The organism is Rhodoferax koreense, from assembly GCF_001955695.1.
Lineage (GTDB): Bacteria > Pseudomonadota > Gammaproteobacteria > Burkholderiales > Burkholderiaceae_C > Rhodoferax_B > Rhodoferax_B koreensis.
Window position 1 is genome coordinate 2,667,472 of the sequence record NZ_CP019236.1, and the last position, 24,487, is coordinate 2,691,958.

The window sequence follows — 24,487 nt, forward strand, 5'->3', positions numbered from 1 at the left end:
GATCAGTACAGCGGCAGGCTCAGGCCGAGGAAGTTCTTGAAGGCGAACGCAATCAGGATCAGGCCGATCGAAATCTTGACGTTGCGCGCTACCGAATAGGACGTGCCAGCGAAGGTCGAGCAGAACACCAGGAAGATGATGCCGACGATCATGTTCACGAATTCGGAGAGCACCGCGAAGCCCACCAGGCTCAGCAGGATCAGCGCGATGTTCTTGACGTTGTAGTCCAGCGGCACCTGTTCGACGAAATGCGAACGCACCACGGTGAGCACGCCGATCAGGAACAGGAAGCCACTGATCATCACCGGGAACAGCCCGGGGCCGGAGCGGCTGAGCTCGCCTATCGAATAGTTGGTAGCCACCCCGCCGAACAGCAGGGCGATCGCCATGAGGAACAGGCCTCTGACGAAGTTTCGGTTTTTGAAATTCATGCGAAGCGACTCCGTGGTTGCGCCGAGAGCGGCGATGTCATCAACAGGGGATGGGTCATCCGTGTCTCCTTGGTTTGTCCCGTGCCGGCGAGGCCCGGGCTGGAGCGGATGGTAGAAACCGACGCTTCCAATCGGCTTTCGTTTTGCAAGCTGCGGCTGCGAATACGTGTTATCCCTCATCAGGGAAACCCGTAGTATGGCGAGCGCTTGCCCGCGCGGCCCCGCGGTTGCTCAGCCCAGATCGTCCCAGTAGGGCGGTGTGCCGATCGCCTCCAGCAGAAAATCCCAGACTACGCGGACTTTCCGGGCGCGAAGCCGATTGCCGGGCGACAGCAGATGGATCTGGCTGGGCGTGGCCTCCACCGAAGCTTCCCACTCTGGCAACAGACGTACCAGCGCCGTGCGGCTGAAACTTTCCCGGCTGAACAGCCAGGAGGGAAACAGCACGAGACCCCTGCCGTCCAGCGCCGCCTGCACCAGCACCTCTGCGTTGTTGCTGCGCAGCGGGCCCTCAACCTCGACGACTTCCAGCGCGTCGCTGCCAGGCCGCCGGAAGAACCAGCGCTGCGCCCCGCCGGTGCCCTGGTAGACCAGGCAGGCATGTTCGCGCAGGTCCTGGGGGGAGCGGGGCCGCCCGTGCTGTTTCACGTAGCCGGCGCTGGCGCAAAGCACGTAGTGCTGGTCGCAAATTTTTCGCCCGATCAGGCCGGAGTCTTCGAGGTGCCCCACGCGCAAGGTGATGTCGGCGCCTTCCTGCACCGGGTCGATGAAGGTATCGGTGAGCGTCAGCTCGACCGTCAACGCCGGGCATTGCCGGTACAGACCGTCGAGGAGCTTCGCGATGTGCAGGCGGCCGAGTGCGACAGGCGCATTGATCCGCACCAGGCCGCGAATTTCCCGGCCTTTGCCGGAGACTTCCTCGTTGGCGGCATCCAGCAGGTCCAGCACCTCCCGGATCTGGAGGCAGTAGCGCTCGCCCGCATCGGTGAGCTTCACCGCCCGGGTGTTGCGGTACAGCAGCTGCAGGCCCAGCTCGCGTTCCAGCGCCGCGATGAAGCGCGACACCGAGGACGCCGGAACCTGAAAGTGACGCGCGGTCGCCGAGAAACTGCCGGTCAGCGCGACCATGGCAAAGAACCTGTGGGCTTTGAGATGCATGGGATCACTGGGGCCGGGGGCCGGCCTTTACTGAGCGCTATTGCGATGACCGCAATAGTATTTTGCGAAAGTGCTGGATTGTGGCCTTTTTTGCAACCACCTACCATCGCGCCTTCTTTCAAACGGGGCGTGGCGATGAAGCAGATCTGGATACTTCCCCTCGTGCTGCTGGCCGGCATGGGGCTTTCGGTAGAGGCGGGGCTGCTGGGGCCGCTTGGCGAAGGCGCGGGGCAGCTGTGGGCGACATTCGGCATCTTCGGGGTCGGCACGCTGCTTTTGACGTTCGGGCTGGTATTCGGCCGGCCCCGGCTCGGCCTGATGTTTGCCAAGCCGAGGTGGCTGTTGACCGGCGGGATCCTCGGCCCGGTCTACGTCGTGGCCCTGACGATCGCCACGCCGCACATCGGCGTCGGCCTCACGATGGTGGGCATCCTCTTCGGACAGGTGGCGGCGAGTCTGGCGATCGACCAATGGGGCCTGCTCGGTAGCGCACGGCGCGAAGTCGATGGCTACCGTCTGGGCGCGCTGGTCGCCATCCTCGCCGCGCTGTGGCTGATCTATTGAAGTGGACGACACCATGAACTTGTTGATGTTGCTGTTGGTTTTCCTCGGTGGTGTGGTGCTGTGCGCGCAGTCGGCGATCAACGGCCGGCTGGGCGCCGAAGTCGGCGTGCTGGAGAGCTCGTGGCTCACCTTCGCGCTCGGGACGATGCTCAGTTTTCTGCTGGCCTTTTTCCTCGAGCCTGCGCATGCCCTGAATCTGTTCACGGCGCCGCGCTGGCAAGTCACCGGCGCCTTCTTCGGGGTGGTCTACATGCTGGTGATCGTCTTTGCCATGCCGCGCATCGGCACGGCAGCCGCCACCGTTGCGGTGATCAGCGGGCAACTGCTGATGAGCCTGTTGATCGACCACTTCGGCTGGCTCGGCAATGCGGTCATTCCATTGGGGACTTCGCGAGGCGCGGCCCTGGTGCTCCTGGCCGCTGCCTTGGTGCTGATCTACAGGAGCAACGCCCTGCGTGAGCGCCGTGACGCCGATGCCGACGTCACGGCCTGTTCAGCCTAGGGCTGCCTGCGCAAGCGGCAGGCGCAGGATGGCGCGCAGTCCGGTCGCCTGGCCGACGTCGCGGGTTGGCGCGCCCTGGTCGGCTCGGGCTGCATGGGCGTCGGCCAGGGTGATGTCGCCGCCGTTGCGCCGGGCGTAGGCGCGGGCGATGGCCATGCCCAGGCCGGCGCCGTGCGCCGCGCCGGTCGCGCTGTGGTCGGCCGCCGTGCCGCCGTGGTGGAAGCGCTCGAAGACCTCCGCGTGGCGCGCCTTGGGGATGCCGGGACCGCTGTCGCGCACCTCGGCCTGGGCCATGCCGTCGATGGCGCCGACGGTCACCGTGATCTGCCCGCCCGGCGGGGTGTAGACGATGGCGTTGTGCACCAGGTTGGAGAGCGCCTCGTGCAGCTCGGCGCCTCGGGCCAGCACCGGGACTTCGGTCGGGGCGAGCGCGTCGGCCGACGAAGCCTGGTCCTGCGCGGGTTCCCAGCCCAGATCCTGGTTCTTCTCGTGGGCCAGCGTGAGGTATTGCAGCACCACGTCCTTGGCCACGGCATTGAGGTCCAGCCGCTCGGGCCGCTCGTCCGGCGGCGAGGTATCGCTCGCATGGGCCAGCGACAGCAGCTGTTCGCACAGGCGCCGGCTGCGCGAGATCTGGGTGATGATGGCGCGCAGGGTGGCGCGGTGCTGCTCAGGGTCTTTCTCGCGCAGCGCCACGCCGGCCTGCGTCATCATGATGGCCAGCGGCGTGCGCAGCTGGTGCGAGGCGTCGGCCAGGAACTGCGACTGCTGGTCGAGCAGTTCGCGGTAGCTGGCCACGTGCTGGTTCACAGCCGCGACCAGCGGCGCCACCTCGTGCGGCACGCCGCTGGTGTCCAGCGGCTTGAGCTCATGGGCCTGGCTGTCCAGCACCGACTTGCGCAGCCGCTCCAGCGGCTGGAGCGACCAGGTCACGCCCAGCCACACCAGCAGGATCACCACCAGCACCATGCGCGTGTCGCGGATCACCGCCTGCTGCGAAGTGATGGCCTGGGCATGGTCGCGTGGGTCGGTGCTTTCGGCGGCCTGGATCAGCAGGTCGAAGGCCTGGCCGTGGCCGTCGGTGACCTGGCTGCGCAGGGCCACCAGGCGCACGGGCCGGCCCTCGTAGATGCTTTCGTACCACACCGGTACCGGCGCGGCCGCGGATGCGGCCTGTGCCGAGGCCGACGCCGCCGGGGCCGACACAGCGGACGATTCCGGCAGCGCGATCGGCGGCGGCAGCGGCGGGCGCAGGGGTGGACGGGGTGGCGGCGAGGGCGGCGGCGGCGGCGGCGGTGCGGGCAGGTCCGCTTCGCCGAGCAGGGTGAGTCCTTCCGTCGCGGCGTTCCCGTCGACCCCATCGCGCGGCGTGAGGCCTACGTGCAGGTGCCGGTGCAGCAAGGCCGGCGCATCGTGCAGGGTCTGCAGCACGGAGGGCGGGGCGTCCAGGCGCAGCGAGCCGTCGGGCGCCAGACCGATGCCGCCGCGCAGGCCATTCACCGACTCGAGCATGGAGCGGTCGTAGGCGTCCTGCACTAGGTTGCGCATGGCGCGGTAGTCGTTCCAGCTGTCCATGGCCAGCAGGCCCAGGATGCCGGGGATCAGCAGCGTCAGCAGCCGCGCGCGGATGCCGAAGCGGTCCGGGTCAGTCCGGAAGATCTTCATGCGGGGCGCTCTCCGAAATGCTCTCCAGCATGTAGCCCAGGCCGCGTACCGTGGTGATGCGCACGTCGCCGCCGGCGAGCTTGCGGCGCAGGCGGTGCAGCACGAGTTCGATGGCGTCAGGCCCGGCGTTGCTGTCGGTCGGGAACACCTTGCCCGACAGCAGCGACTTCTCCACCGGCGAGCCGCTGCGCGCCAGCAGCACCGACAGCGCCGCGCTCTCCCGTGGCGTGAGCTGCAACAGCACGCCGCCCAGCGTGAAGGCGCGGCTGTCGTGCGGGCAGGACAACGAACCGCATTGCATCGGTGCGTGCGAGCGGCCGCGGCTGCGCCGCACCAGCGCGGTGAGTCGGGCCTCGAGCTCCTCGATGGCGAAGGGCTTGGTCAGGAAATCGTCGGCGCCGAGGTTCAGGCCCTTGACGCGGTCCTGCAGCGAGCCCTGCGCCGTCAGCACCAGCACCGGCGTGCGGTTCCCGGCCCGGCGCAGATCGGCGAGCACGGCCAGGCCGTGTTTGTCGGGCAGGCGCAGGTCGAGCACGATGGCGTCGTAGTCGTTGCCGGCGAGCAGCGCCTCGGCCGTGGCCGCGTCCGGCGCATGGTCGGGCACGAAGCTGCTCTGCTTGAAGGCACGCACCAGCCAGGAGGCCATTTCGGCTTCGTCTTCGACGAGAAGCAGGCGCATTTCAGTCAAGCCCGCAGCGCCAGGGCGCTGTATGGGCAATGTCGACGGGATGGGATTGATTCATGGCTGCAGCGGATTTTCGCCGAGGATCGGAAGTTTGGTTCGTCCGAACGCGTTCAGCCAGCCATGTAACCGCGGTGAACCCCGGTAAAGCCGAATCGGTCGATGCGCCCGGAGCGCCTCTGGCCGAGCGGAATTTGCGGCGACGGCTGCTTACATTGCGGACTGCCGTCCTACACGGGTGAGCCGTTGGATTTGGTACAAACTGGCGGTACCTTCAAAGGAGTCCATCATGGAAACCACAACCACCTCGAACAATCTCGGCCAGCCCAGCATGGCCGACCGCATGCAGCACAGCAAGATGCTGGTTGCGATCATCGCCGTGCTCGGCGTCACCGTCGCCGCTCTCGGCGCGGCGCTGGTCGTGAAAAGCTCGGACGCGCAACCCGGCCCCGCCATGGCGCCGGTTGCCGCTGTCACCGCGCCAGCGGCCCTCAGCGCGCCAGTCGCTCCGCTTGCGCCCCAGGCCGCGCCCGCCGTCAAGGCCGTCACGGCGCCGCAGCCGGCACCCAACTACGCCACCCAGACGGTGCAGCCCAAGGCGCCGGTCCAGGTCGCGCGCAATGACGTCTGCGTCTCGTGCGGCACTGTGGAAAGCGTTACGGCCGTGCAGCGCCAGGGTCAGGTCAACGGCGTGAACGTTGGCAACACCACGGTGGGCATCGGCACCGTGGCCGGCGGCCTGCTGGGCGGCTTGCTCGGCAACCAGGTCGGTGGCGGCACGGGTCGCACGGCTGCCACGGTGCTCGGCGTGGCCGGCGGTGCCTATGCCGGCAATGCCGTCGAGAAGAACATGAAGAAGGTCACCGTCTACGACGTGCGCGTGCGCATGGACAACGGCACCTACCGCCACATGGACATCTCGACCTCGGTGCCGGTCGGCTCGCGCGTCATCGTGGAAGGCAAGAACCTGCGCCTGGCCAACGGCAACGGCTAAGCACCCACGATGAGGAAACGGCGGCTTCGGCCGCCGTTTTCATTTGTCGATCACCCTGCGCGCGAACTGTTCGAGGTAGTCCATCAACTGGTTGGCGCCGGCCACGGCGGCGGGTTCGTCGCCCGAGGCGATGCCTTCGGCCAGCAGCATGTGGGCGCGTGCGCCTTCGGTGATCTCGCCTTCGTGCTGGTAGGCATACCAGAAGCGGCGCGACTGCACGATCAGCGGCACCACGCACTTCACGGCCGAGAGGTTGCGGCTGGCCTGGTGGTTGACCTGGTCGAGCTCGTGGTCGGCCGCCATGTATTCGTTGAGGTTGGCGCGGCTGGCGGCCTTCACCATCTTGGCGGCGCAGAGCACGATGTCCTTGCGCTGCTTGGCCGTGGCGCGCCGCGCCGAACAGGCCGCGATCAGGCATTCGAGCACGCGCCGGGTCTGCACCACGTCGAGGTGGTCGGCCAGGTCGATGTTGGACACCAGCAGACCGCGGCGCGGCTGCTGCACGATCAGGCCGCTCGACACCATGCGCAGCAGGGCCTCGCGCACCGGCGTGCGGCCCAGGCCCGTGCGTTCGGCCAGGTCGGCCTCGACCACCGGGCTGCCGGGCTCCAGTTGCAGCGTGGCGATCATGGTCTCCAGCGCGTCGAAGGCGAGGTCGGCGGCACGCCGCTTGGGCGCGGCGGCTGGTGCCATCGGAGGCTTCTGGACCGGGGTGGGGGCTGGCGTCATGTGGGGTGCGAAAAGAGAGCGGTGGGGGCGGGGTATTCTCCCATCCCCAGGCTCAGAGCCGGATGCCCCAGCCGAAGGGGTCGTCGTCCTCGATCAGCAGGGTGGCCTCGGCGCTGATGTGCGCGCGGCCTCGGATCGTGGGGACGACCTGGCCGCCTTCCAGCGTGTAGCTGGCTTCGAACACGCTGCCGATCACGCTGGCCTGGCGCCAGACCTCGCCGGGCGCGAGCTTCCCGTCGGCGGCCAGGCAGGCGATCTTGGCGCTGGTGCCGGTGCCGCAGGGCGAGCGGTCGTAGGCCAGGCCGGGGCACAACACGAAGTTGCGGCTGTCCGCGCCGTCCGTATCGTCGGCGAAGAGTTCGATGTGGTCGATCTCGGCGCCGTCCTGGCCGGTGACGCCTTGCACCGCCAGGGCTTCGCGCAGCAGCGAGGTGTAGGCGGTCAGCGCCGGCAGGTTGTCGCTGGCCACGCGCTGGCCGTGTTCGCTCACCAGGAAGAACCAATTGCCGCCATAGGCCACGTCGCCGCGCACCGTCCCGAAGCCCGGCACGTCGATCGCCACCTGGTGCAGGTGCCGGTACGCCGGTAGGTTGCGCACGCTCACCGCACCGTCGGCGTGCAGCGTGGCTGTGACGGTGCCCACCGGTGTCTCGATGCGGTGCTCGCCCGCGGTGATGCGCCCCATGTGGGCCAGCGTGGCCACCAGGCCGATGGTGCCGTGGCCGCACATGCCCAGGTAACCGGCATTGTTGAAGAAGATGACGCCGGCCGCCGCGTCGGGCGACACCGGTTCGCAGAGCAGGGCGCCGACGATCACGTCGCTGCCGCGCGGCTCGAGCGCCGTGGTGGCGCGCCAGGCGTCATGTTCGGATGCGAGCAGCGCGCGGCGCTCGGCCATGCTGCCGCGGCCGAGGTCGGGAAAGCCGCCAATGACCAGCCGCGTGGGTTCGCCGCCGGTGTGGGAGTCGATGATCTGGATGCGTTTCATGTCTTTGGCATTCAAGGCGTGACAGGTTTTTTCAGCGTTGCATTGTGCGTCTTCGCGGCCTGCGCGCGCTGGCCCCGGCGGCGCTGCAGCCAGGCCTCCCATTCGCCGACCATGCCGCGGCGGAAGAAGGACACGCACACCACGAAGGTCAGGCCGGTGATGATGGTCACCACGCCGCCGAGTTCCGCAAGGTAGTTCTGTAGGCTCACCACCAGCGCCGCGCCCAGCACCGGGCCCCAGCTCGTGCCCAGGCCGCCGAGCAGCGTCATCAGCAGCGTTTCGGTGGAGGTGCTCAGCATCACGTCGTTGAGCGCGGAGAGTTGCAACACCAGGGCTTTCATCGAGCCGGCCAGGCCGGTGAACGCGGCCGACAGCATGAAGGCGTAGAGTTTGCAGCGGTCGGTGTCGTAGCCCAGCGAGACGGCGCGCGGCGCATTGTCGCGCAAGGCCTTGAGCGACTGGCCGAACGGCGAGTGCACGATGCGGTGGATCGCCAGGAACCCCGCCACGAACACCGCCAGCGTGAAGTAGTACATGTGGTTGTCCACCGACAGGTCGACCAGGCCGAGCAGCTTGCCGCGCGGAATGCCCTGCATGCCGTCCTCGCCGCCGGTCCAGGGCATTTGCACCGCGAGGAAATAGGCGATCTGCGACAGCGCCAGCGTGATCATCGAGAAATAGATGCCGGTGCGGCGGATGGCCAGCGTGCCGATGAGCCAGCCGATGGCCGTGGCCACCAGCATGCCGGCCAGTATGGCCAGCTCCACCGGAAAGCCGTGGTCGGCCAGCTTGATCATCAGGATGCCGGTGGTGTAGCCGGACCAGCCGAAGAAGGCCGCATGGCCGAACGACACCAGGCCGGTGAAGCCGATCAACAGGTTGAAGGCCAGCGCGAACAGCGCATAACACAGCACCTTCATGATGAACACCGGATAGACGAGTTCCGGGAACACCGGCACCAGCACGGCGGGAATCAGCAGCGCCAGCAGGACGCGGATCGGGGTCGGGATGTTTTTCAGCATGGCTTATTTCTCTTTACCGAACATGCCGGCGGGGCGCATCAGCAGCACCACGGCCATGATCACGAACACCACGACCGTGGAGCCTTCGGCGTAGAACACCTTGGTCAGGCCTTCGAGCAGGCCGAGCGCCAGGCCGGTGAGGATCGCGCCCATGATCGAGCCCAGGCCCCCGATCACCACCACGGCGAACACGATGTTCAGCAGGTTCGCACCCATGAGCGGCGTGATCTGCATGATGGGCGCGGCCAGCACACCGGCGATGCCGGCCAGCGCCACGCCGAAGCCGTAGGTGAGGGTGATCATCAGCGGAATGTTCACGCCGAAGGCTTGCAGCAGCTTCGGGTTCTCGGTGCCGGCGCGCAGCAGGGCGCCGAGCTTGGTCTTCTCGAACAGGTACCAGGTCACGGCGCAGATCAAGAGCGAGGCCACGACCACGAAGCCGCGGTAGATCGGCATGAACATGAAGCCGAGATCGACGCCGCCCTGCAGCAGCGCGGGCGGGTCGTAACTCGAACCCGAGATGCCGTAGAAGTGGCGGAAGACGCCTTCCAGGATCAGCGCCACGCCGAAGGTCAGCAGCAGGCCGTAGAGGTGGTCCAGGTGGTAGAGCCGCTTGAGCAGCGTCTTCTCGAGCAGCACGCCGAGCGCGCCGACGATGAGTGGCGCCACGACGAGCATCGCCCAGAAATTCAGCTTGAACTCGGGGCCGAGCAGCATCGGCAGTTGCGTGAAGCCGATCCACGCCAGGAACGCGGCCACCATGAACTGCGCGCCGTGCGCGAAGTTGATGATGTTGAGCAGGCCGAAGATGATGGCCAGGCCCATGCTGAGCACGGCGTAGAAGCAGCCGTTGATCAGGCCCACCAGCAACTGCGCCATCAGCGACTGCATCGGAATGTCGAACATAGGTTTTCGTGTCCTGCGTGGATCAAACCCGTTCGCACTGAGCGGGTCGTTGTGCTTTGAAGTCCGCTCATCCTGAGCTTGTCGAAGGACGACAGGCTCAGCCCGAACGGGGATATGACGAACGGGTGACAGGGATTACTTGGCGACCTGGCAGGCCGGGCTGATGGCGGGGTACACGTCCGCACCCTTGAGCACGGTCTTGACCTTGTAGTAGTCCCATGGCACCTTGGATTCGGAAGGCGACTTGACCTGCAGCAGCAGCATGTCGTGCACCAGTGCGCCGTCTTCGCGCAGCTTGCCGTGGCGGATCACCGCGTCGTCGATGGTCATCTTGCGCAGTTGCGCCATCACCGCCTTGGCTTCGTCCGTGCCGGCCGCCTGCACGGCCTTCAGGTAGCTGAGCGTGGCCGAATACACCCCGGCCTGGGCGGCGGTGGGCATGCGCTTTTGCTTCTCGAAGAATTTCTTCGACCAGGCGCGCGAACGCTCGTCGAAGTCCCAGTAGAAGGCTTCGCTCAGGTACATGCCCTGGGCTTTTTCCAGGCCGATGCTGTGCACGTCGGAGATGTAGGTGAGCAGCGGCGCCACCACCTGCTTGCGCGTGATGCCGTATTCGTTGGCCTGCTTGATGGCGTTGACCGTGTCGTTGCCGGCGTTGGCCAGCGCGATCACGTCGGCGCCCGAAGCCTGGGCCTTGAGCAGGAAGGACGAGAAATCGCCGCCGGGGAAAGGATGGCGCGAGCTGCCGACCACCTTGCCGCCGTCGGCATTGATGACTTCGGTGGCGTCCTTCTCCAGCGAGTGGCCGAAGGTGTAGTCGGCGGTGATGAAGTACCAGCTCTTCTTGCCTTCCTTCACCAGGGCGCGCGCGGTGCCGGCGGCCAGGGCATAGGTGTTGGTGGTCCACTGCGCTGTGAGCGCATTGCACTTCTCGCCGAGGATGGCGGTGGCCAGGCCCGAGGACGGCATGACGATGCGGTTCTTTTGCTTGGCGATTTCCATCACCGCGAGCGCGGTGGATGCGGTGGGGAAGTCGGTCACCATGTCGACCTTGCCCTGGTCGAACCAGCCGCGCGCCAGGTTGGCCGCCACGTCGGGCTTGTTCTGGTGGTCGGCGAAGACCAGCTCCACAGGCTTGCCGAGCACCTTGCCGCCCATCTCCTCGATGGCCAGGCGCGCCGCCGTCACCGAGCCCTGGCCCGACAGGTCGGAGTAGATGCCGGACAGGTCGTTCAGCACGCCGATCTTGACGACGTCGTCGCTGACCTGCGCTTGGGCGGCGATGGCGGCACAGGCAGCGAGCGCGACGGAGAGTTTCTTGAATTGCATGAAGGACTCCAGAGGTTGAAGAGAGAAAGACAAAGGAAAATTTCAGATGCCGAGCAGTTCGTCCAGGCGGCTTTGCTTGGCGGCCACTTCTGAGGCGGCGATCGTCTCCACCACACGTCCGTGCTCGATCACGTAGTGCCGGTCTGCGAGGTGCTTGGCGAAGCGGAAGTTCTGCTCCACCAGCACCAGGGTGAAACCGCGCGCCTTGAGCTCGCGGATCACCTGGCCGAGCTTCTGCACGATCACCGGGGCCAGGCCTTCGGTGATCTCGTCGAGCAGCAGCAGGTTGGCGCCGGTGCGCAGGATGCGGGCCATGGCCAGCATCTGCTGCTCGCCGCCCGAGAGCCGCGTGCCGGGGCTGTGCGCGCGTTCCTTCAGATTGGGGAACATGCCGTAGATCTGCTCCAGCGACATGCCGCCGTCGCCGACCTTGGGCAACAGCAGCAGGTTTTCCTCGGCCGTGAGCGAGGCGTAGATGCCGCGCTCCTCCGGGCAATACCCCAGGCCGAGCCGCGCGATGCGGTGCGGCGGCATGGCGATGGTTTCCTTGCCGTCCACCATGATCGAGCCGGTGCGTTTGCCCACCAGGCCCAGGATGGACCGCAGCGTGGAGGTGCGGCCCGCGCCGTTGCGGCCCAGCAGCGTCACGCATTCGCCGGCCTTCACCTCCAGATTGATGCCCTGCAGCACGTGCGATTCGCCGTACCAGGCGTTCAGGTCCTTGATGGACAGGACCGTGGAGGACTTCGTGTCAGACATGTTCTTCCTCTTCCGTGCCCATGTAGGCTTCGCGCACCGCGGGATCGATGCTGACCTGTGCGTACGGCCCTTCGGCCAGGATTTCGCCGCGCTGCAGCACGGTGATGGTGTCGCTGATGTCGGCCACCACCTTCATGTTGTGTTCCACCATCAGGATGGTGCGCTGGGCCGAGACCTGCTTGATCAGGTCCTTGATGCGGTCCACGTCCTCGTGGCCCATGCCCTGCGTGGGCTCGTCGAGCAGCAGCAGTTCGGGGTCGAGCGCGAGCGTGGTGGCGATCTCCAGCGTGCGTTTGCGGCCGTAGGGCAGGTCGCCCGCGAGCAGGTGCGATGCGTTGGACAGGCCGACCTGGTCGAGCAGGGCCATGGCCTGCGGATCGAGCGTGTGCAAGGCCGCCACGGGCTGCCAGAAGCGGTAATCCAGCCCGGCCTTGCGCTGCAGCGCGATCTTCACGTTCTCCAGCACGCTGAGCTGGGGGAACACCGCCGAGATCTGGAACGAGCGCACGATGCCGCGGCGCGCGGTCTGCGCGGGTTTCTCGTGCGTGATGTCGATGCCGTTGAAGGCAATGCTGCCCGCGCTCGGAATGTGGAACTTGGTGAGCAGGTTGAACACCGTCGTCTTGCCCGCGCCGTTCGGCCCGATGAGCGCGTGGATCGAGCCGCGGCGCACTTTCAGGTCGACACTGCGCACGGCGACGAAGCCGCGGAACTCCTTGGTAAGTCCCTTGGTCTCCAGGATGATGTCAGGCTGCATGCGTGGTTTCCTCTGCGGAGTGGTCTTGGGAATGGAGTGCGGCCAGCGTGGCCACGCGTACCGGCGAAAGCGGCGGCCTCGGCGCGGTGGGCGCCCAGCCGAACATGAACCGTGTGGCCGCGCCGCAGACCCGGCCCTGGCAGGCGCCCATGCCGCAGCGGGTGTGCAGCTTGGCGTCGGTCCAGTCGTTGCGCGGCGCCAGTTCGGCGTGGCGCACGTCTTCGCAGCGGCAGACCAGGGTGTCGGGCGCGGCCAGCCGGCGCAGGGGCTCGGCGAGTGCGAAGCGCTGGTGCAGCGTGGCGGCGAAGGCGTCCCAGCGCGCCAGTTCGCCACGCCGGGCTTCGGCCAGCGCGATGGCGCCCACGGCTGCATGCCCGGCCATCGCCCCCTGGACCAGGGCGCGGTCGCTGCCGCCCACGCCGGTGTTCTCGCCGGCGGCGTAGATGTCGGCCCGGCTGGTCGCCTGCATCGCGTCGACCGTGAGGGCGGGCGCGCCATGGCGCATTTCCACCGCGCAGCCCAGGTGTTGGCCGAGTTCGGTGTTCGGCACCAGGCCGAAGCCGCAGGCCAGCCGGTCGCAGGCGATGACTTCCTCGCCCTGCGTGCCGCGCCGCAGCCGCACCGCTTCCACATGGCCGTCGCCCTGTGCCGACAAAACATGGCGGCCCGTGCGGTACGACGCGTCGAACAGGCCCAGCGATTGCACCGCCTTGCCTGGCCACCGTGCCAGCGCCGCAGCGAAGCCGGCGACGGCCTGGAATCCGGCCTGCTCGGCGATGCGCACCACGTGCGCGCCGGCCTTGCGGGCGGTGGCGGCGGCGGCCAGCAGCAAGGGGCCGCTGCCGGCGATCACGATGCGTTCCCCGGCCACCGGCAGGCCGGACTTGACCAGCGCCTGCAGCGCGCCGGCACCGGTCACGCCGGGCAGCGTCCAGCCCGGGAAGGGCAGCAGCAGTTCACGGGCGCCGGTGCACAGGATCAGTTTTTTCCAGCCGATGCGCCAGCCACGTTCGGCATCTTCGAGCAAGAGCTCAGAAGGCGCGGTCGCGGCGATGACGCGCGTGCCGCTGACGAGACGGATGTTGGCGCAGCGTGCGATCGCGTTGCGCCTTTGCATGGCTGCGATCGGCAATTCGACACCCGGCCCGTCGCGCCAGATCTGGCCGCCGGGTGCGGGGTTGTCGTCGACGATCACGATGTGGGCGCCGCTGGGCGCGGCAGCCAGGGCGGCGGCCAGGCCCGCGGGGCCGGCACCGATGATCAGCACGTCGCAATGTTCGATGGCAGAGCCGCTCATGCGGAGGTCTCCACGACCATGCCGTCTTCGCACCGGGTCTGGCAGGCCAGGCGGCGCCGGCCGTCGATGTCCACGCGGCATTCGTGGCAGATGCCCATGCCGCAAAAAGGTGCGCGGGCCTGGCCCAGCACCGAGCGGCGGGCCGTGCCCATGTCGGCGCTGCCTGCGATACGTAGGGCGGCCGCAACCGAGGTACCGGCACGGACCGATAGCGTCTGGCCGTTGATGCGGAGTGCCACGGTTTCTGTCTTTTTCATGCGGTTGCGGTGGCCGTGAAACGCTCGGCGGCATAGGGCGTGGGGTCGAATGCGGGCGCCGCGCCCGTCATCAGCTCGGCCAGCAACTGCGCCGTGCCGGTGGCCGTCGTCACGCCCAGGCCCTCGTGGCCGACGGCCAGCCACAGGCCTTCGCGCCAGGGGTGGCGGCCGAGCAGCGGCAGGCTGTCGGGCGTGGCGGCGCGCAGGCCGGTCCAGCTGCGAATCGCGTTGAGGTCGCCCAGCGCCGGGATGTAGCGCAGCGCGCGCTGCAGCATCTGCGCCACCATGGGGGCTTCGACCGCCATGTCGGTGGTGTCGAACTGGCGCGACGAGCCGATCAGCAGCTGCCCCGTGGGCCGCGGCTGCAGGTTGAAGGCCACCGAAGGGCCTTCGGCATGGTGCGCGCTGGTGATGTAGCCGAGCTCCACCAGTTGGTGGTGCACGGTGCCGGGGTAGCGATCGGTGATCAGCAGGTGGCCTTTCTTGGGCCGGATCGGGAGTTCGGGGCACAGTGCCGTGGCGTGGATGCCATTGGCCAGCAGAATCTGCGGCGCGCGGCGCTGCGTGCCATCGGCGAGCCGCACATGGCCGGCCTCGATGGCCACGACTTCGGCGGCTTCGATGTGGATGTTGCTGCCACCATCGCCCAGCAACCAGCGCGCGGCATTGGGTGCGTAGACGATGCCGTCGCCGGTGACTTCCAGCGCACCGGCAAGGCCCGGGCGCAGCGCGGGTTCGGCGGTGGCCAGTTGATTGGCGCTGAGCAGCCGGCAATCGATGCCATGCTGGCCCAGGCGTTGCTGTTTTTCTTCGGCCGCAACCATCTCGGCATCATCGGCCGCCACCCACAGCGTGCCGCACGGGCTGAACGCGCAGTCGTCCGCCATGCGCGGCACGAGACTGCGCCACAGCGCGAGCGAATGGCGGCTCAACGCGAGTTCGGCCGGGTTGTCGTCCATCACCACCAGGTGGCCCATGCCCGCGCCGGTGGCGCCGCCGACGCCTGCATCGAGCACCAGCACCTGCTGGCCGGCCTGCGCCAGCGCATGGGCACAGGCCGCACCGACGATGCCGGCACCGATGACGATCACGTCGGCTTGCATGGGCTGCATGGGCTGAAGTCGGCTCGGGGCTCGGTTGGCTCAGTAGCTTGCGAGCGCGGTCGGAACGGCGTTCTTGAACGTGAACACCGTGATCGGGGCCTGCGTCATGTTGCCCTTCTCGTCGTAGGTGTAGGTGCCGGCCACGCCCTTGTAGTTGGCCTTGTAGATTTCCGCGCCGACCTTGTTCGGGTCGATGGAGTTGGCCTTCTGCATGGATTCGCCGATCAGCATCATCTGGTCATAGAACGAGGGGCCGTAGGCATCGGCGTCGAGCTTGAAGCGCGCCTTGTACTTGGCCTTGAACGCCGGACCGCCGGCGGCTTTCTCCAGCATCGAGCCGCCCTGGGCGCAGAACACCGTGTCGTTCACCGCGTCGCCGCCGAGCTTGCCCATCTCGGGGCTGCACAGCGTGTCGCCGCCGAGCAGCTTGGCATTCAGGCCGAGCTGCTTCATCTGGCGCGTCATCGGTGCGGCCTGGGGGGCATAGCCACCGAAGAAGATGGCTTCGGGTTGCTTGGCTTTGAGCGTGGTCAGGATCGACAGGAAATCCGTCGCCTTGTCGGTGGTGAATTCCTGGCCGACGACGGTCAGGCCCTGCTTCTTGGCTTCCTTGGTGAACTCGTCGGCCACGCCCTGGCCGAAGGCCGTGCGGTCGTCGATCACGGCGACCTTCGTCACCTTCAGCACCTTGGCCGCGTAGATGGCCATGTTCGAGCCGATCTGCGTATCGCTGGCGATGATGCGGAACAGGTTCTTGTAGCCGCCTTCGGTGACCTTGGGGTTGGTGCCCACGGTGGACACCATCGCGCCGCCGTTGCTGTAGACGCGCGAGGCGGGGATCGCCACACCGGAGCAGTACGGGCCCATCACGTATTTCACGCCGCTGTCGACCAGCTTCTGCGCCACGTTGACGCCGGACTTGGCGTCGCACTGGTCGTCTTCGGACTGCAGTTCGAACTTCAGCGTTTTGCCGCCGACCACGATTTTCTTCGCATTGAGTTCCTCGACGGCGAGGCGCACGCCATTTTCATTGTCCTTGCCGGCGAAGGCGTTGGGGCCCGAGAGCGGGCCGGTCTGGCCGATGGTGACGACCTGTTCCTGCGCGCTGGCCTGGGTGGCGCAGGCCAGCACGGCGAGGCCGAGGGCGGAGAGAAGGTGGGGGCGGACGTTCATGGGTGTCTCCTAGTGGTGTGAGGGAAGGAAATCAGGCAACCGACTGGTACTTGGCGGGGCGCGTGGCCAGCGCCTTCTTGACGATGTTCTCGATGAAGGCGCGTTCCTCGCCGACCAGCGGCAGGCGCGGGCGGCGCATGTGTTCCGTGCCCACGCCGACCAGCAGGTCGATGAGCTTGAGGTTCTGCACGAGCTTGGTGGACACGTCCAGGTGCAGCATCGGCGTCATCCATTGGTACAGCTTCAGCGCTTCGGCCCACTGGCCGGCCTTCATCAGGTCGTACAGCGCCACGGTTTCGCGCGGGAAGGCGCAGCCCACGCCGGCCAGCAGGCCGTCGCAGCCCAGGGCCAGGCCTTCGTAGGCCAGGTCGTCCACGCCGAGGAACAGCTGGTAGCGGTCGCCCAGCACGTTGCGCAGGTCGGTGATGCGGCGGATGTTGTCCGTGCTTTCCTTGATGGCGACGATCTCTTCGCAGTCGGCGAGTTCGACCATGTGCTCCGGCTTCAGGTCGACGCGGTAGGCCACGGGGTTGTTGTAGACCATGATCGGCTTGGCCGCGGCCTTGGCCATGGTGCGCACGTTCAGCATGGCTTCGCGCGCATCGGCCACGTAGATCACGGACGGCATGACCATGAAGCCGGCCACGCCGAGCTTGTTCGCGCCGTCGATGTAGCGCAGGGCTTCACGCGTGCTGGTTTCGGACACGTTGGCCAGCACCGGGATGCGGCCATCGGCGGCCTCGAGCGCGATCTTCGCGACCTGCAGCTTTTCTTCGAGCGACAAGGTGCTGGCTTCGCCGAGCGAGCCGCAGGTCACCAGGCCGTGGATGCCGTTGCGGATCTGGAAGTCGATGTGTTTGGCGGTCCCGGCGGCATCGATGCTCTCGTCGGCGTGGAACTTGGTGGTGATGGCGGGGAAGATGCCTTGCCAGCGTGGATTCTGCATGGGGTTTGCTCCTGGAAATAAGAGGTTGTGCGAGGTGAGGCGCGGTTGGGCGAAGGAAGTAAACGCTTCGTTGGAAGCAATTGTTAATATATTAGTGGAATATTTAAAATATCTTGTCAGGGTATTTAGCAGGTTGCGTGCCAGCTCGTTGTGCGCTTGTGGCAGCGGGAAATCGATGGTTTCTGCGCTTCGGCCGGCGGCTGCGGGCCGGTTTGGCGCATCACGGGCACTACATTGAGGCGCGTGCCGCGTTTTGGGGCTGCGGCTGCGATACGGGGCGTCTGGCGATGGCCTGATGCCTGCCTGACGCTGGCCTGGGGCCTTGGGCCGAGCGGCCAGCGGGCCACCGCAGGCGGCGGCACAATCGAAGGCCCCCCGGCGCGCTCCGGCTCGCTTCGGTCGCGCATCTCGCCGCTTGCCGTTCCCCGTCTCCGTTCTTCGTTTCCGCCAAGGTCTTCATGCTGGTTCAAGATGGTCTGCCGACGCCCGCGCGTTATCACGCGATGGGCGTCATCATTCTCGGTATCGCCCTGTCCGTGCTCGATGGCACGATCGTCAACCTCGCGCTGCCCGGCATCGCCCGGGACCTGCATGTCACCGCACCGCAGACGGTGTGGGTGGTCAACGCCTACCAGGTGGCCACGCTCGGCCTGCTGCTGCCGTGCGCGGCGCTGGGCGACCAGATCGGCTACCGGCGCGTTTACCTCTGGGGCCTGTCGCTGTTCACCCTGGCCTCGCTGGGCTGCGTGATGGCCAACTCGCTGGCCGGACTGGTGGCCGCGCGTGCGCTGCAGGGCCTGGGCGCGGCGGGCATCATGGCGGTGAACGGCGCGCTGGTGCGGCTGATCTATCCCCGAAAGCTGTTCGGCCGCGGCGTGGCGATCAATTCCATGGTGGTGGCTTTCGCCTCGGTGGCCGGGCCGACGGTGGCCGCGGCCATCCTGTCGATCGCGCCCTGGCCGTGGCTGTTCGCCCTGAACGTGCCGCTGGGTGTGGTGGTGCTGATCCTCGGCCGCAGCTCGCTGCCAGTGAACGCGCCCCGGCACGGCGAACCGATCCGGATCGCGCCGCTGGACGTGCTGCTCAACGCCCTGATGTTCGGCCTGGTGTTCCTCGGCGCCGACGCGCTGGGCACCCGGGTGGCGGCCGGCGGTGGCGCCGCCGAGGCGGCCGGGCCGGTGATCATGCTGCTGGTCGGTCTGGCGATCGGGGTGTTCTACGTGCGGCGGCAGTTGCAGCTGGAGAAGTGCCAGGCCACGCCGGTGTTCCCGCTCGACCTGTTGCGCATCCCGGTGTTCGCCCTGTCGATGTGCACCTCGGTCGGGGCGTTTGCGGCGCAGATGCTGGCCTACATCGCGCTGCCGTTCCTGCTGCTCGACACCTACGGCCTGTCTCACCTGAAGACCGGCGCCCTCATCACCGCCTGGCCGGTGGCCATCGTGGTCGTGGCGCCGATCGTCGGCCGGCTGATCGGCCGCATTCCGGACGGGCTGCTCGGCGGAATCGGGCTGGGTCTGCTGGCCTGCGGCCTGGCGCTGCTGGCGGCGCTGCCCGCCCAGCCGAGCGACCTGGCCATCGCCTCGCGCATGGCGCTGTGCGGCGCGGGCTTCGCCGTGTTCCAGTCGCCGAACAACCACACCATCCTGACCAGCGCGCCGGCACACCGTTCCGGCGGCGCCAGCGGCATGCTCGGCACCGCACGGCTCACCGGGCAGACGCTGGGCGCGGTGCTGCTGGCGATCATCTTCACCGTGGTCGATGCCCACGGCGGGCGCGGACCGGTGCTGGCGCTGGCGCTGGCCGCCGGCTTCGCCGCCACCGCGGGCCTGTTCAGCAGCCTGCGCCTGCGGCATGCGCCGGTGCACGCAAACCTATAATCAAAGGTTCAAATAAATCAAGCGGTTACCGACGTCCAGGGCCTTCGGCAGGCCTGCCGCTTGAATGAACGCCACGGCACCCACACATTGCGCAACATGACCACTCCAACCTTCACCGTCGCCGACATCCGCAAGAGCTTCCTCGATTTCTTCGCCTCGAAGGGCCACACGGTGGTGCCCAGCAGTTCGCTGGTGCCGGGCAACGACCCGACGCTGATGTTCACCAACTCCGGCATGGTGCAGTTCAAGGACGTGTTCCTCGGCACCGACAAGCGCCCCTATGTGCGCGCGGCGTCGGTGCAGGCCTGCCTGCGCGCCGGTGGCAAGCACAACGACCTGGAAAACGTGGGTTACACCGCGCGCCACCACACCTTCTTCGAGATGCTGGGCAACTGGAGCTTCGGCGACTACTTCAAGCGCGAGTCGCTGAAATGGGCCTGGGAACTGCTGACCCAGGTCTACAAGCTGCCGGCCGAACGGCTGCTGGCCACGGTCTACGCCGAGGACGACGAGGCCTACGACATCTGGACCAAGGAAATCGGCCTGCCGCCCGAGCGCGTGATCCGCATCGGCGACAACAAGGGCGGCCGCTACAAGTCCGACAACTTCTGGATGATGGCCGACACCGGCCCTTGCGGCCCGTGCTCGGAAATCTTCTACGACCATGGTGAGCACATCCCCGGCGGCCCGCCCGGCAGCCCTGGTGAAGACGGCGACCGCTTCATCGAGATCTGGAACAACGTGTTCATGCAGTTCGACATGGCCGAGGACGGCTCCGTCACCCCGCTGCCCGCGCCCTGCGTGGACACCGGCATGGGCCTGGAGCGGCTGGCCGCCATCCTGCAGCACGTGCACAGCAACTACGAGATCGACCTGTTCGACGCGCTGATCAAGGCTGCCGCTCGCGAAACAGGCTGTACCGACCTGACCAACAAGAGCCTGTTCGTCATCGCCGACCACATCCGCGCCACCTCGTTCCTGGTGAGCGACGGCGTGATCCCCGGCAACGAAGGCCGCGGCTACGTGCAGCGCCGCATCATCCGCCGCGCCATCCGCCACGGCTACAAGCTGGGCCAGGGCAAGCCGTTCTTCCACAAGCTCGTGCCTGACCTCGTGGCGCTGATGGGCGACGCCTACCCGAACCTGGCAAAGCAGCAGCAACGCATCGTCGAAGTGCTCAAGGCGGAAGAAGAGCGTTTCTTCGAGACGCTGGCCAACGGCATGGAAATCCTGGACGCGGCGCTGGCCGATGGCGTGAAGGTGCTGCCCGGCGAGGTCGCCTTCAAGCTGCACGACACCTACGGCTTCCCGCTGGACCTGTCGGCCGATGTCTGCCGCGAGCGCGGCGTGGAAGTCGACGCGGCGGGCTTCAACGCCGCCATGGAGGCGCAGAAGGCCAAGGGCCGCGCCGCCGGCAAGTTCAAGATGGACCGGGCGCTCGAATACACCGGTGAGAGCAATCTGTTCACCGGCTACGACCAATTGGAAGCTGCTGCGAAAGTCATAGCACTTTACGCAGATGGCGTCAACGTCAGCACGCTAAAGGAAGGTCAAACCGGCACGGTGGTGCTGGACACCACGCCGTTCTATGCGGAATCCGGCGGCCAGGTCGGCGACGAGGGCGTCCTCGTTGGCGCGGCTGGCACCTTCGAAGTCGGGGACACGCAGAAGATCAGGGCCGACGTCTTCGGCCACCAGGGCACGCTGGCCCAGGGCGAAATCAAGGTTGGCGATAGCGTCACCGCCCGCGTCAACACCGCCCTGCGCGCGGCCACCGTGCGCAACCACAGCGCCACCCACCTGATGCACCTGGCCCTGCGCAAGGTGCTGGGCGAACACGTGCAGCAGAAGGGTTCGCTGGTCAACGCCGAGCGCACGCGTTTCGACTTCGTGCACAACGGCCCGGTCACCGACGCGCAGATCCGCGAGATCGAAGCCCTGGTCAATGCCGAAGTGCTGGCCAACGAGGCCACGGACGCGAGCGTGATGGACATGGAATCCGCGCAAAAGACCGGCGCCATGATGCTGTTCGGCGAAAAGTACGGCGAGACCGTGCGGGTGCTGACCATCGGCAACAGCAAGGAGCTGTGCGGCGGCACCCATGTGCAGCGCACCGGCGACATCGGCCTGTTCAAGGTCGTGGGCGAAGGCGGGGTGGCCGCTGGCGTGCGCCGCATCGAGGCCGTCACCGGCCTGAACGCGCTGCACTACCTGCAGGGCCTGGAAGACACCGTGGCGCAGACCGCCAGCAGCCTGAAGGTGCCGCCGGCCGAGTTGCAGGCGCGCGTGGCGCAGTCCATCGACTATGCACGCGGCCTCGAGAAGGAACTGTCCGTGCTCAAGGCCAGGCTGGCGTCGAGCCAGGGCGACGAACTGGTGCAGCAGGCCATCGACCTGAAGGGCGTGAAGTTCCTCGCGGCCAAGCTCGAAGGCGCCGACGTGAAGGCGCTGCGCGAAACCATGGACAAGCTCAAGGACAAGCTCAAGACCGCGGTGATCGTGCTCGCCGTGGCCGAGGGTGACAAGGTCCAGCTCGCCGTGGGTGTGACCAAGGACACGACCGACAAGGTCAAGGCCGGCGAACTCGTCAACTTCATCGCGCAGCAGGTCGGCGGCAAGGGCGGCGGCAAGCCGGACATGGCCATGGCCGGCGGCACCGATGCGAGCAAGCTGCCGGCGGCGCTGGCGTCGGTGCAAGGCTGGGTGGCAGAGCGGCTCTGATTTCGAAAAGCACACCCTGAACGGATGCCGGACCCTGTCCGGCATTTTTCATGGATCCGTCGTCGTCGGCGCGAAAGCCACGGCGGCCACGTCCTCGTGCCGCAGCGCGGCGCCCAGGGCCGACAGGCTTTCGAAGTCGGTGTCGCCCAGCGCTGAGCGGGCCAGGGTTTCGGCGCGCCTGGCCGCGCGCGCCTCGTTGACCTCGCGCGACTTGCCGTGTGCGCCGTGCACCTTGCCCGCATAGCCGAGCAGGCGTGCGGCCGCGCGCGGACGGCCTTCGAGCGCGGCCAGCAGCGCCAGGTTGTCGGCCGCATACACCTGGGCGTCGAAATGCAGCACCTGCGGCCAGCTGGCCTCGGCCAGGCTGCGGGCCTGGGCCGTGTCGTCCTTGGCCAGCCAGGCGGCAGCCAGGTGCATCTGCACCAGCAGCAGCGTGGCCAGGTGGCGCGTGCCGGCCAGCCGTGCCTGCAGCGCGAGGTAGCGCGCGATGGCGGCATCGACGCGGCCGGCGGCGAGCTCCATGTAGCCGATGATGTCCTCGCCGCGCAGCAGCGCTTCGGAATAGCCGGCCTGGGAGTCGAGCCGGGCTTTCTGCAGCAGCAGTTCGATGGTGTCGTCGTACGCACCGGCCACGAAGCGGCAGGTCAGGCTGGCGAAGAGGCCATAGCTGCGCACGATCGGCGGCCAGGCCGGGTCTTCGATGGCCCACATCTCGGCCATCGCCGCGCCCTGTTCCTCGGCCTGCTGGGCGCCGTAGGTCAGTGCGTAGACCAGTGCGGCCAGGGCGTGGTAGAGGTTGCGCTGCTCGCCAGGCTGGTCGCGGTACAGCTCGGCGGCGCGGCGCGCCAGGCGCCGCCCGAGCGCGGGCTGGCGGTAGGCCCAGAAGTAGGCGGCACGGCTGCACCAGCGCGCCTGCAGACCGGGCGGCAGGGCTTCGGTGACCAGCGGCGCGGTGATCTCCCACACGTAGCGGCGTTCGCGCCGGCGGTCGCTGGTCAGCGCCTCGGCCAGGCCTGGCGCCATGGCGACGGCGGAAGCGGGGTCGTTCTCCAGCGCCCAGGCCAGCGCTTCGCGGCCGTTGCCGAGGTCCGGGGCGAGCGCGGCATACCAGTCGTCGATGCGCTGCCGGCCGCTGAAGAAGTCGATGTCGGCCTGTTCCAGCAGCCGGCGCATGGCCAGCGCGTGGCGGCGGCGCACGCCGGCTTCCTCGCCGGCGGCCTGCAGCAGTTCGAGCGCGTAGCTGCGCGGCGTCTCGAGCAGCCGGTAGCGCGGGATCTCGTCGGCCTCGGGTGTCTCGCCGTCGGCGATGACCAGCGAACGGTCCACCAGCGAGCCGAGCACGTCGATCACGGTCCAGGCGTCGAGCGTGTCGTCCAGCAGCACCTGCTGCGCGAGCTTGAGCGAGAAGCCGCCGACGAAGACGCCGAGCATGCGGAATACCTTCTGCTCAGCGGGCTCGAGCAGGCCGTAGCTCCATTCGAGCGCGGCGCGCAGCGTCTTCTGCCGGGCCGGCGCGCCGCGGCTGCCGCCGCTGAGCAGGCGCAGCCGGGTGTTGAGCGACGCGCCGAGCTGAGCCAGGCCGAGCAGCGGCACACGTGCGGCTGCGAGCTCGATGGCCAGTGCCAGGCCGTCGAGCTGGCGGCAGATGTCGATCACCGCGGGCAGGTTGCTTTCGCCGAGGACGAAGCGCCGGTCGGCCGCCTGCGCCCGTTGCGCGAACAGGGCCACGGCGCCGAAGGCCATGGCGTCCTGGGGCGCGACGTCGCCGTCGGGCAGCGACAGGCCGTCGAGCCGGTACACCCATTCGCCGGGCAGCTTGAGCGGCGCCTGGCTGGTCACCAGCACCTGCAGATCCGGCGCGGCCACGTGCAGCGCATTGATCACCCGCGCGACCTCGTCAATGAGGTGCTCGGCGTTGTCGATGGCCACCAGCATCGACAGCGGTCGCAGTGCCTCGATCAGCGAACGCAGCGGATCGCCGTGGCCCGACTGCAGGCCCAGCGCCTCGACGATGCTGCTGGCCACGAATTCGGGCGAGGACAGCGGTGCGAGATCGACCCAGGCCACGCCGTGCGGGAACGCGCCGCGCCGCTCGTGCAGCAGCCACTGCGCCAGCAACGACTTGCCGATGCCGCCGGCGCCGACGATGGTGAGCAGTCTCTGCTCGGCCATGAGCGCGCCGAGCCGGGCCATGTCGAGCTCGCGGCCGATCAGTGGCGTGAGCACATGGGGCAGGTTGGTGGGCACCGGCAGGGCGGCCGTCGACGGCGCGGCCGCGGCCTGGCTGGTGGCGGGCGACGTCTCCGCGGTGGCGGATTCATCGTCCTGTTCGAGCACGAAACGGTAGCCGCGGCCCGGAATGGTCACGATGGCCTGCGGGCCGAGCAGCTTGCGCAGGGCCGACACCTGGGCCTGCAGGTTGTTTTCCTCCACCACCAGGCCGGGCCAGACGGTGTCGAGCAGTTCGTCCTTCGAGACGACGCGTTCGCGGTGGTTGAGCAAGGCCATCAACACATCGAAGGCGCGGGCGCCCGGCGCGGTGGCGACGCCTTCCACCAACACCAAGCGTTGTGATGGCCTGATTTCGACACGGCCAAAACGGTAACTGGTCAGCACTGAAATATTCC

General features: G+C 67.7%; 22 protein-coding genes. 5 read left to right on the forward strand and 17 right to left on the reverse strand.

Annotated features, from left to right (window positions below):
* Window positions 1-2: 2 nt before the first annotated feature.
* Window positions 3-431 carry a tripartite tricarboxylate transporter TctB family protein gene (locus RD110_RS12525; protein ID WP_239467228.1) on the reverse strand — a complete coding sequence of 143 codons (429 nt, stop codon included), beginning with the start codon at window positions 429-431 and terminating at the stop codon, window positions 3-5.
* 231 nt (window positions 432-662) lie between these two features.
* Window positions 663-1,589, reverse strand: coding sequence for a LysR family transcriptional regulator (locus RD110_RS12530; protein WP_076199795.1), 927 nt, complete (start codon window positions 1,587-1,589; stop codon window positions 663-665).
* A gap of 135 nt (window positions 1,590-1,724) precedes the next feature.
* On the opposite strand from RD110_RS12530, the gene RD110_RS12535 reads away from it, so the two are divergent.
* The gene (locus RD110_RS12535; protein ID WP_076199796.1) at window positions 1,725-2,153 is read left to right on the forward strand and encodes a DMT family transporter; all 429 of its coding nucleotides are present in this window, start codon (window positions 1,725-1,727) and stop codon (window positions 2,151-2,153) included.
* A 13-nt stretch (window positions 2,154-2,166) separates the two neighbouring features.
* Window positions 2,167-2,655: a DMT family transporter gene (locus RD110_RS12540; RefSeq protein WP_076204894.1), complete on the forward strand. Its 489-nt coding sequence runs from the start codon at window positions 2,167-2,169 to the stop codon at window positions 2,653-2,655.
* On the opposite strand, the gene RD110_RS12545 is transcribed toward RD110_RS12540, so the two are convergent.
* Both RD110_RS12545 and RD110_RS12550 read right to left on the reverse strand, forming a co-directional pair.
* Window positions 2,647-4,320 carry a sensor histidine kinase gene (locus RD110_RS12545; protein WP_076199797.1) on the reverse strand — a complete coding sequence of 558 codons (1,674 nt, stop codon included), beginning with the start codon at window positions 4,318-4,320 and terminating at the stop codon, window positions 2,647-2,649. The two genes, RD110_RS12540 and RD110_RS12545, sit on opposite strands and share 9 nt — an antisense overlap.
* On the reverse strand, window positions 4,301-4,999 hold the full coding sequence (locus RD110_RS12550) for a response regulator (RefSeq protein ID WP_076199798.1): 699 nt from the start codon (window positions 4,997-4,999) through the stop codon (window positions 4,301-4,303). Before RD110_RS12550 ends, RD110_RS12545 begins: the two co-directional genes overlap by 20 nt.
* 292 nt (window positions 5,000-5,291) lie before the next feature.
* On the opposite strand from RD110_RS12550, the gene RD110_RS12555 reads away from it, so the two are divergent.
* On the forward strand, window positions 5,292-5,996 hold the full coding sequence (locus RD110_RS12555) for a glycine zipper 2TM domain-containing protein (protein WP_083686241.1): 705 nt from the start codon (window positions 5,292-5,294) through the stop codon (window positions 5,994-5,996).
* A 39-nt stretch (window positions 5,997-6,035) separates the two neighbouring features.
* Here RD110_RS12555 and RD110_RS12560 read toward each other — a convergent pair whose 3' ends face one another.
* From RD110_RS12560 to RD110_RS12615, 12 genes are all read right to left on the reverse strand, one after another.
* On the reverse strand, window positions 6,036-6,689 hold the full coding sequence (locus tag RD110_RS12560) for an FCD domain-containing protein (RefSeq protein WP_157900171.1): 654 nt from the start codon (window positions 6,687-6,689) through the stop codon (window positions 6,036-6,038).
* Between the two features lie 88 nt (window positions 6,690-6,777).
* A complete protein-coding gene (locus RD110_RS12565) occupies window positions 6,778-7,713 on the reverse strand; it encodes a 4-hydroxyproline epimerase (protein WP_076204900.1) in 936 nt (311 codons plus the stop codon).
* An 11-nt stretch (window positions 7,714-7,724) separates the two neighbouring features.
* Entirely contained in the window at window positions 7,725-8,735 is a 1,011-nt protein-coding gene (locus RD110_RS12570; RefSeq protein ID WP_204250060.1) for a branched-chain amino acid ABC transporter permease, read from the reverse strand.
* Between the two features lie 3 nt (window positions 8,736-8,738).
* A complete protein-coding gene (locus RD110_RS12575) occupies window positions 8,739-9,641 on the reverse strand; it encodes a branched-chain amino acid ABC transporter permease (protein WP_076199800.1) in 903 nt (300 codons plus the stop codon).
* Between the two features lie 135 nt (window positions 9,642-9,776).
* Complete coding sequence (locus RD110_RS12580) at window positions 9,777-10,970, reverse strand: ABC transporter substrate-binding protein (protein WP_076199801.1); 1,194 nt, start codon at window positions 10,968-10,970, stop codon at window positions 9,777-9,779.
* 42 nt (window positions 10,971-11,012) lie between these two features.
* Window positions 11,013-11,729 (reverse strand): ABC transporter ATP-binding protein, encoded by a 717-nt coding sequence (locus tag RD110_RS12585; protein WP_076199802.1) that lies wholly within the window; start codon window positions 11,727-11,729, stop codon window positions 11,013-11,015.
* A complete protein-coding gene (locus tag RD110_RS12590) occupies window positions 11,722-12,486 on the reverse strand; it encodes an ABC transporter ATP-binding protein (protein WP_076199803.1) in 765 nt (254 codons plus the stop codon). The genes RD110_RS12585 and RD110_RS12590 overlap by 8 nt, the downstream gene beginning before the upstream one ends.
* Window positions 12,476-13,783, reverse strand: coding sequence for an NAD(P)/FAD-dependent oxidoreductase (locus tag RD110_RS12595; RefSeq protein ID WP_076199804.1), 1,308 nt, complete (start codon window positions 13,781-13,783; stop codon window positions 12,476-12,478). Before RD110_RS12595 ends, RD110_RS12590 begins: the two co-directional genes overlap by 11 nt.
* The gene (locus tag RD110_RS12600) at window positions 13,780-14,040 is read right to left on the reverse strand and encodes a (2Fe-2S)-binding protein (RefSeq protein WP_076199805.1); all 261 of its coding nucleotides are present in this window, start codon (window positions 14,038-14,040) and stop codon (window positions 13,780-13,782) included. Before RD110_RS12600 ends, RD110_RS12595 begins: the two co-directional genes overlap by 4 nt.
* A complete protein-coding gene (locus RD110_RS12605; protein WP_076204905.1) occupies window positions 14,037-15,143 on the reverse strand; it encodes an NAD(P)/FAD-dependent oxidoreductase in 1,107 nt (368 codons plus the stop codon). The genes RD110_RS12600 and RD110_RS12605 overlap by 4 nt, the downstream gene beginning before the upstream one ends.
* 39 nt (window positions 15,144-15,182) lie before the next feature.
* Window positions 15,183-16,316, reverse strand: coding sequence for a branched-chain amino acid ABC transporter substrate-binding protein (locus RD110_RS12610; protein WP_076199806.1), 1,134 nt, complete (start codon window positions 16,314-16,316; stop codon window positions 15,183-15,185).
* Between the two features lie 31 nt (window positions 16,317-16,347).
* Complete coding sequence (locus RD110_RS12615; RefSeq protein WP_076199807.1) at window positions 16,348-17,262, reverse strand: dihydrodipicolinate synthase family protein; 915 nt, start codon at window positions 17,260-17,262, stop codon at window positions 16,348-16,350.
* Between the two features lie 458 nt (window positions 17,263-17,720).
* On the opposite strand from RD110_RS12615, the gene RD110_RS12620 reads away from it, so the two are divergent.
* A complete protein-coding gene (locus tag RD110_RS12620) occupies window positions 17,721-19,139 on the forward strand; it encodes an MFS transporter (protein ID WP_076199808.1) in 1,419 nt (472 codons plus the stop codon).
* 96 nt (window positions 19,140-19,235) lie between these two features.
* Window positions 19,236-21,860: an alanine--tRNA ligase gene (gene alaS, locus RD110_RS12625; protein WP_076204906.1), complete on the forward strand. Its 2,625-nt coding sequence runs from the start codon at window positions 19,236-19,238 to the stop codon at window positions 21,858-21,860.
* Between the two features lie 48 nt (window positions 21,861-21,908).
* Here alaS and RD110_RS12630 read toward each other — a convergent pair whose 3' ends face one another.
* Window positions 21,909-24,422, reverse strand: a complete 2,514-nt coding sequence (locus RD110_RS12630; RefSeq protein WP_157900172.1) for an ATP-binding protein — start codon at window positions 24,420-24,422, stop codon at window positions 21,909-21,911.
* Between the last annotated feature and the right edge of the window lie 65 nt (window positions 24,423-24,487).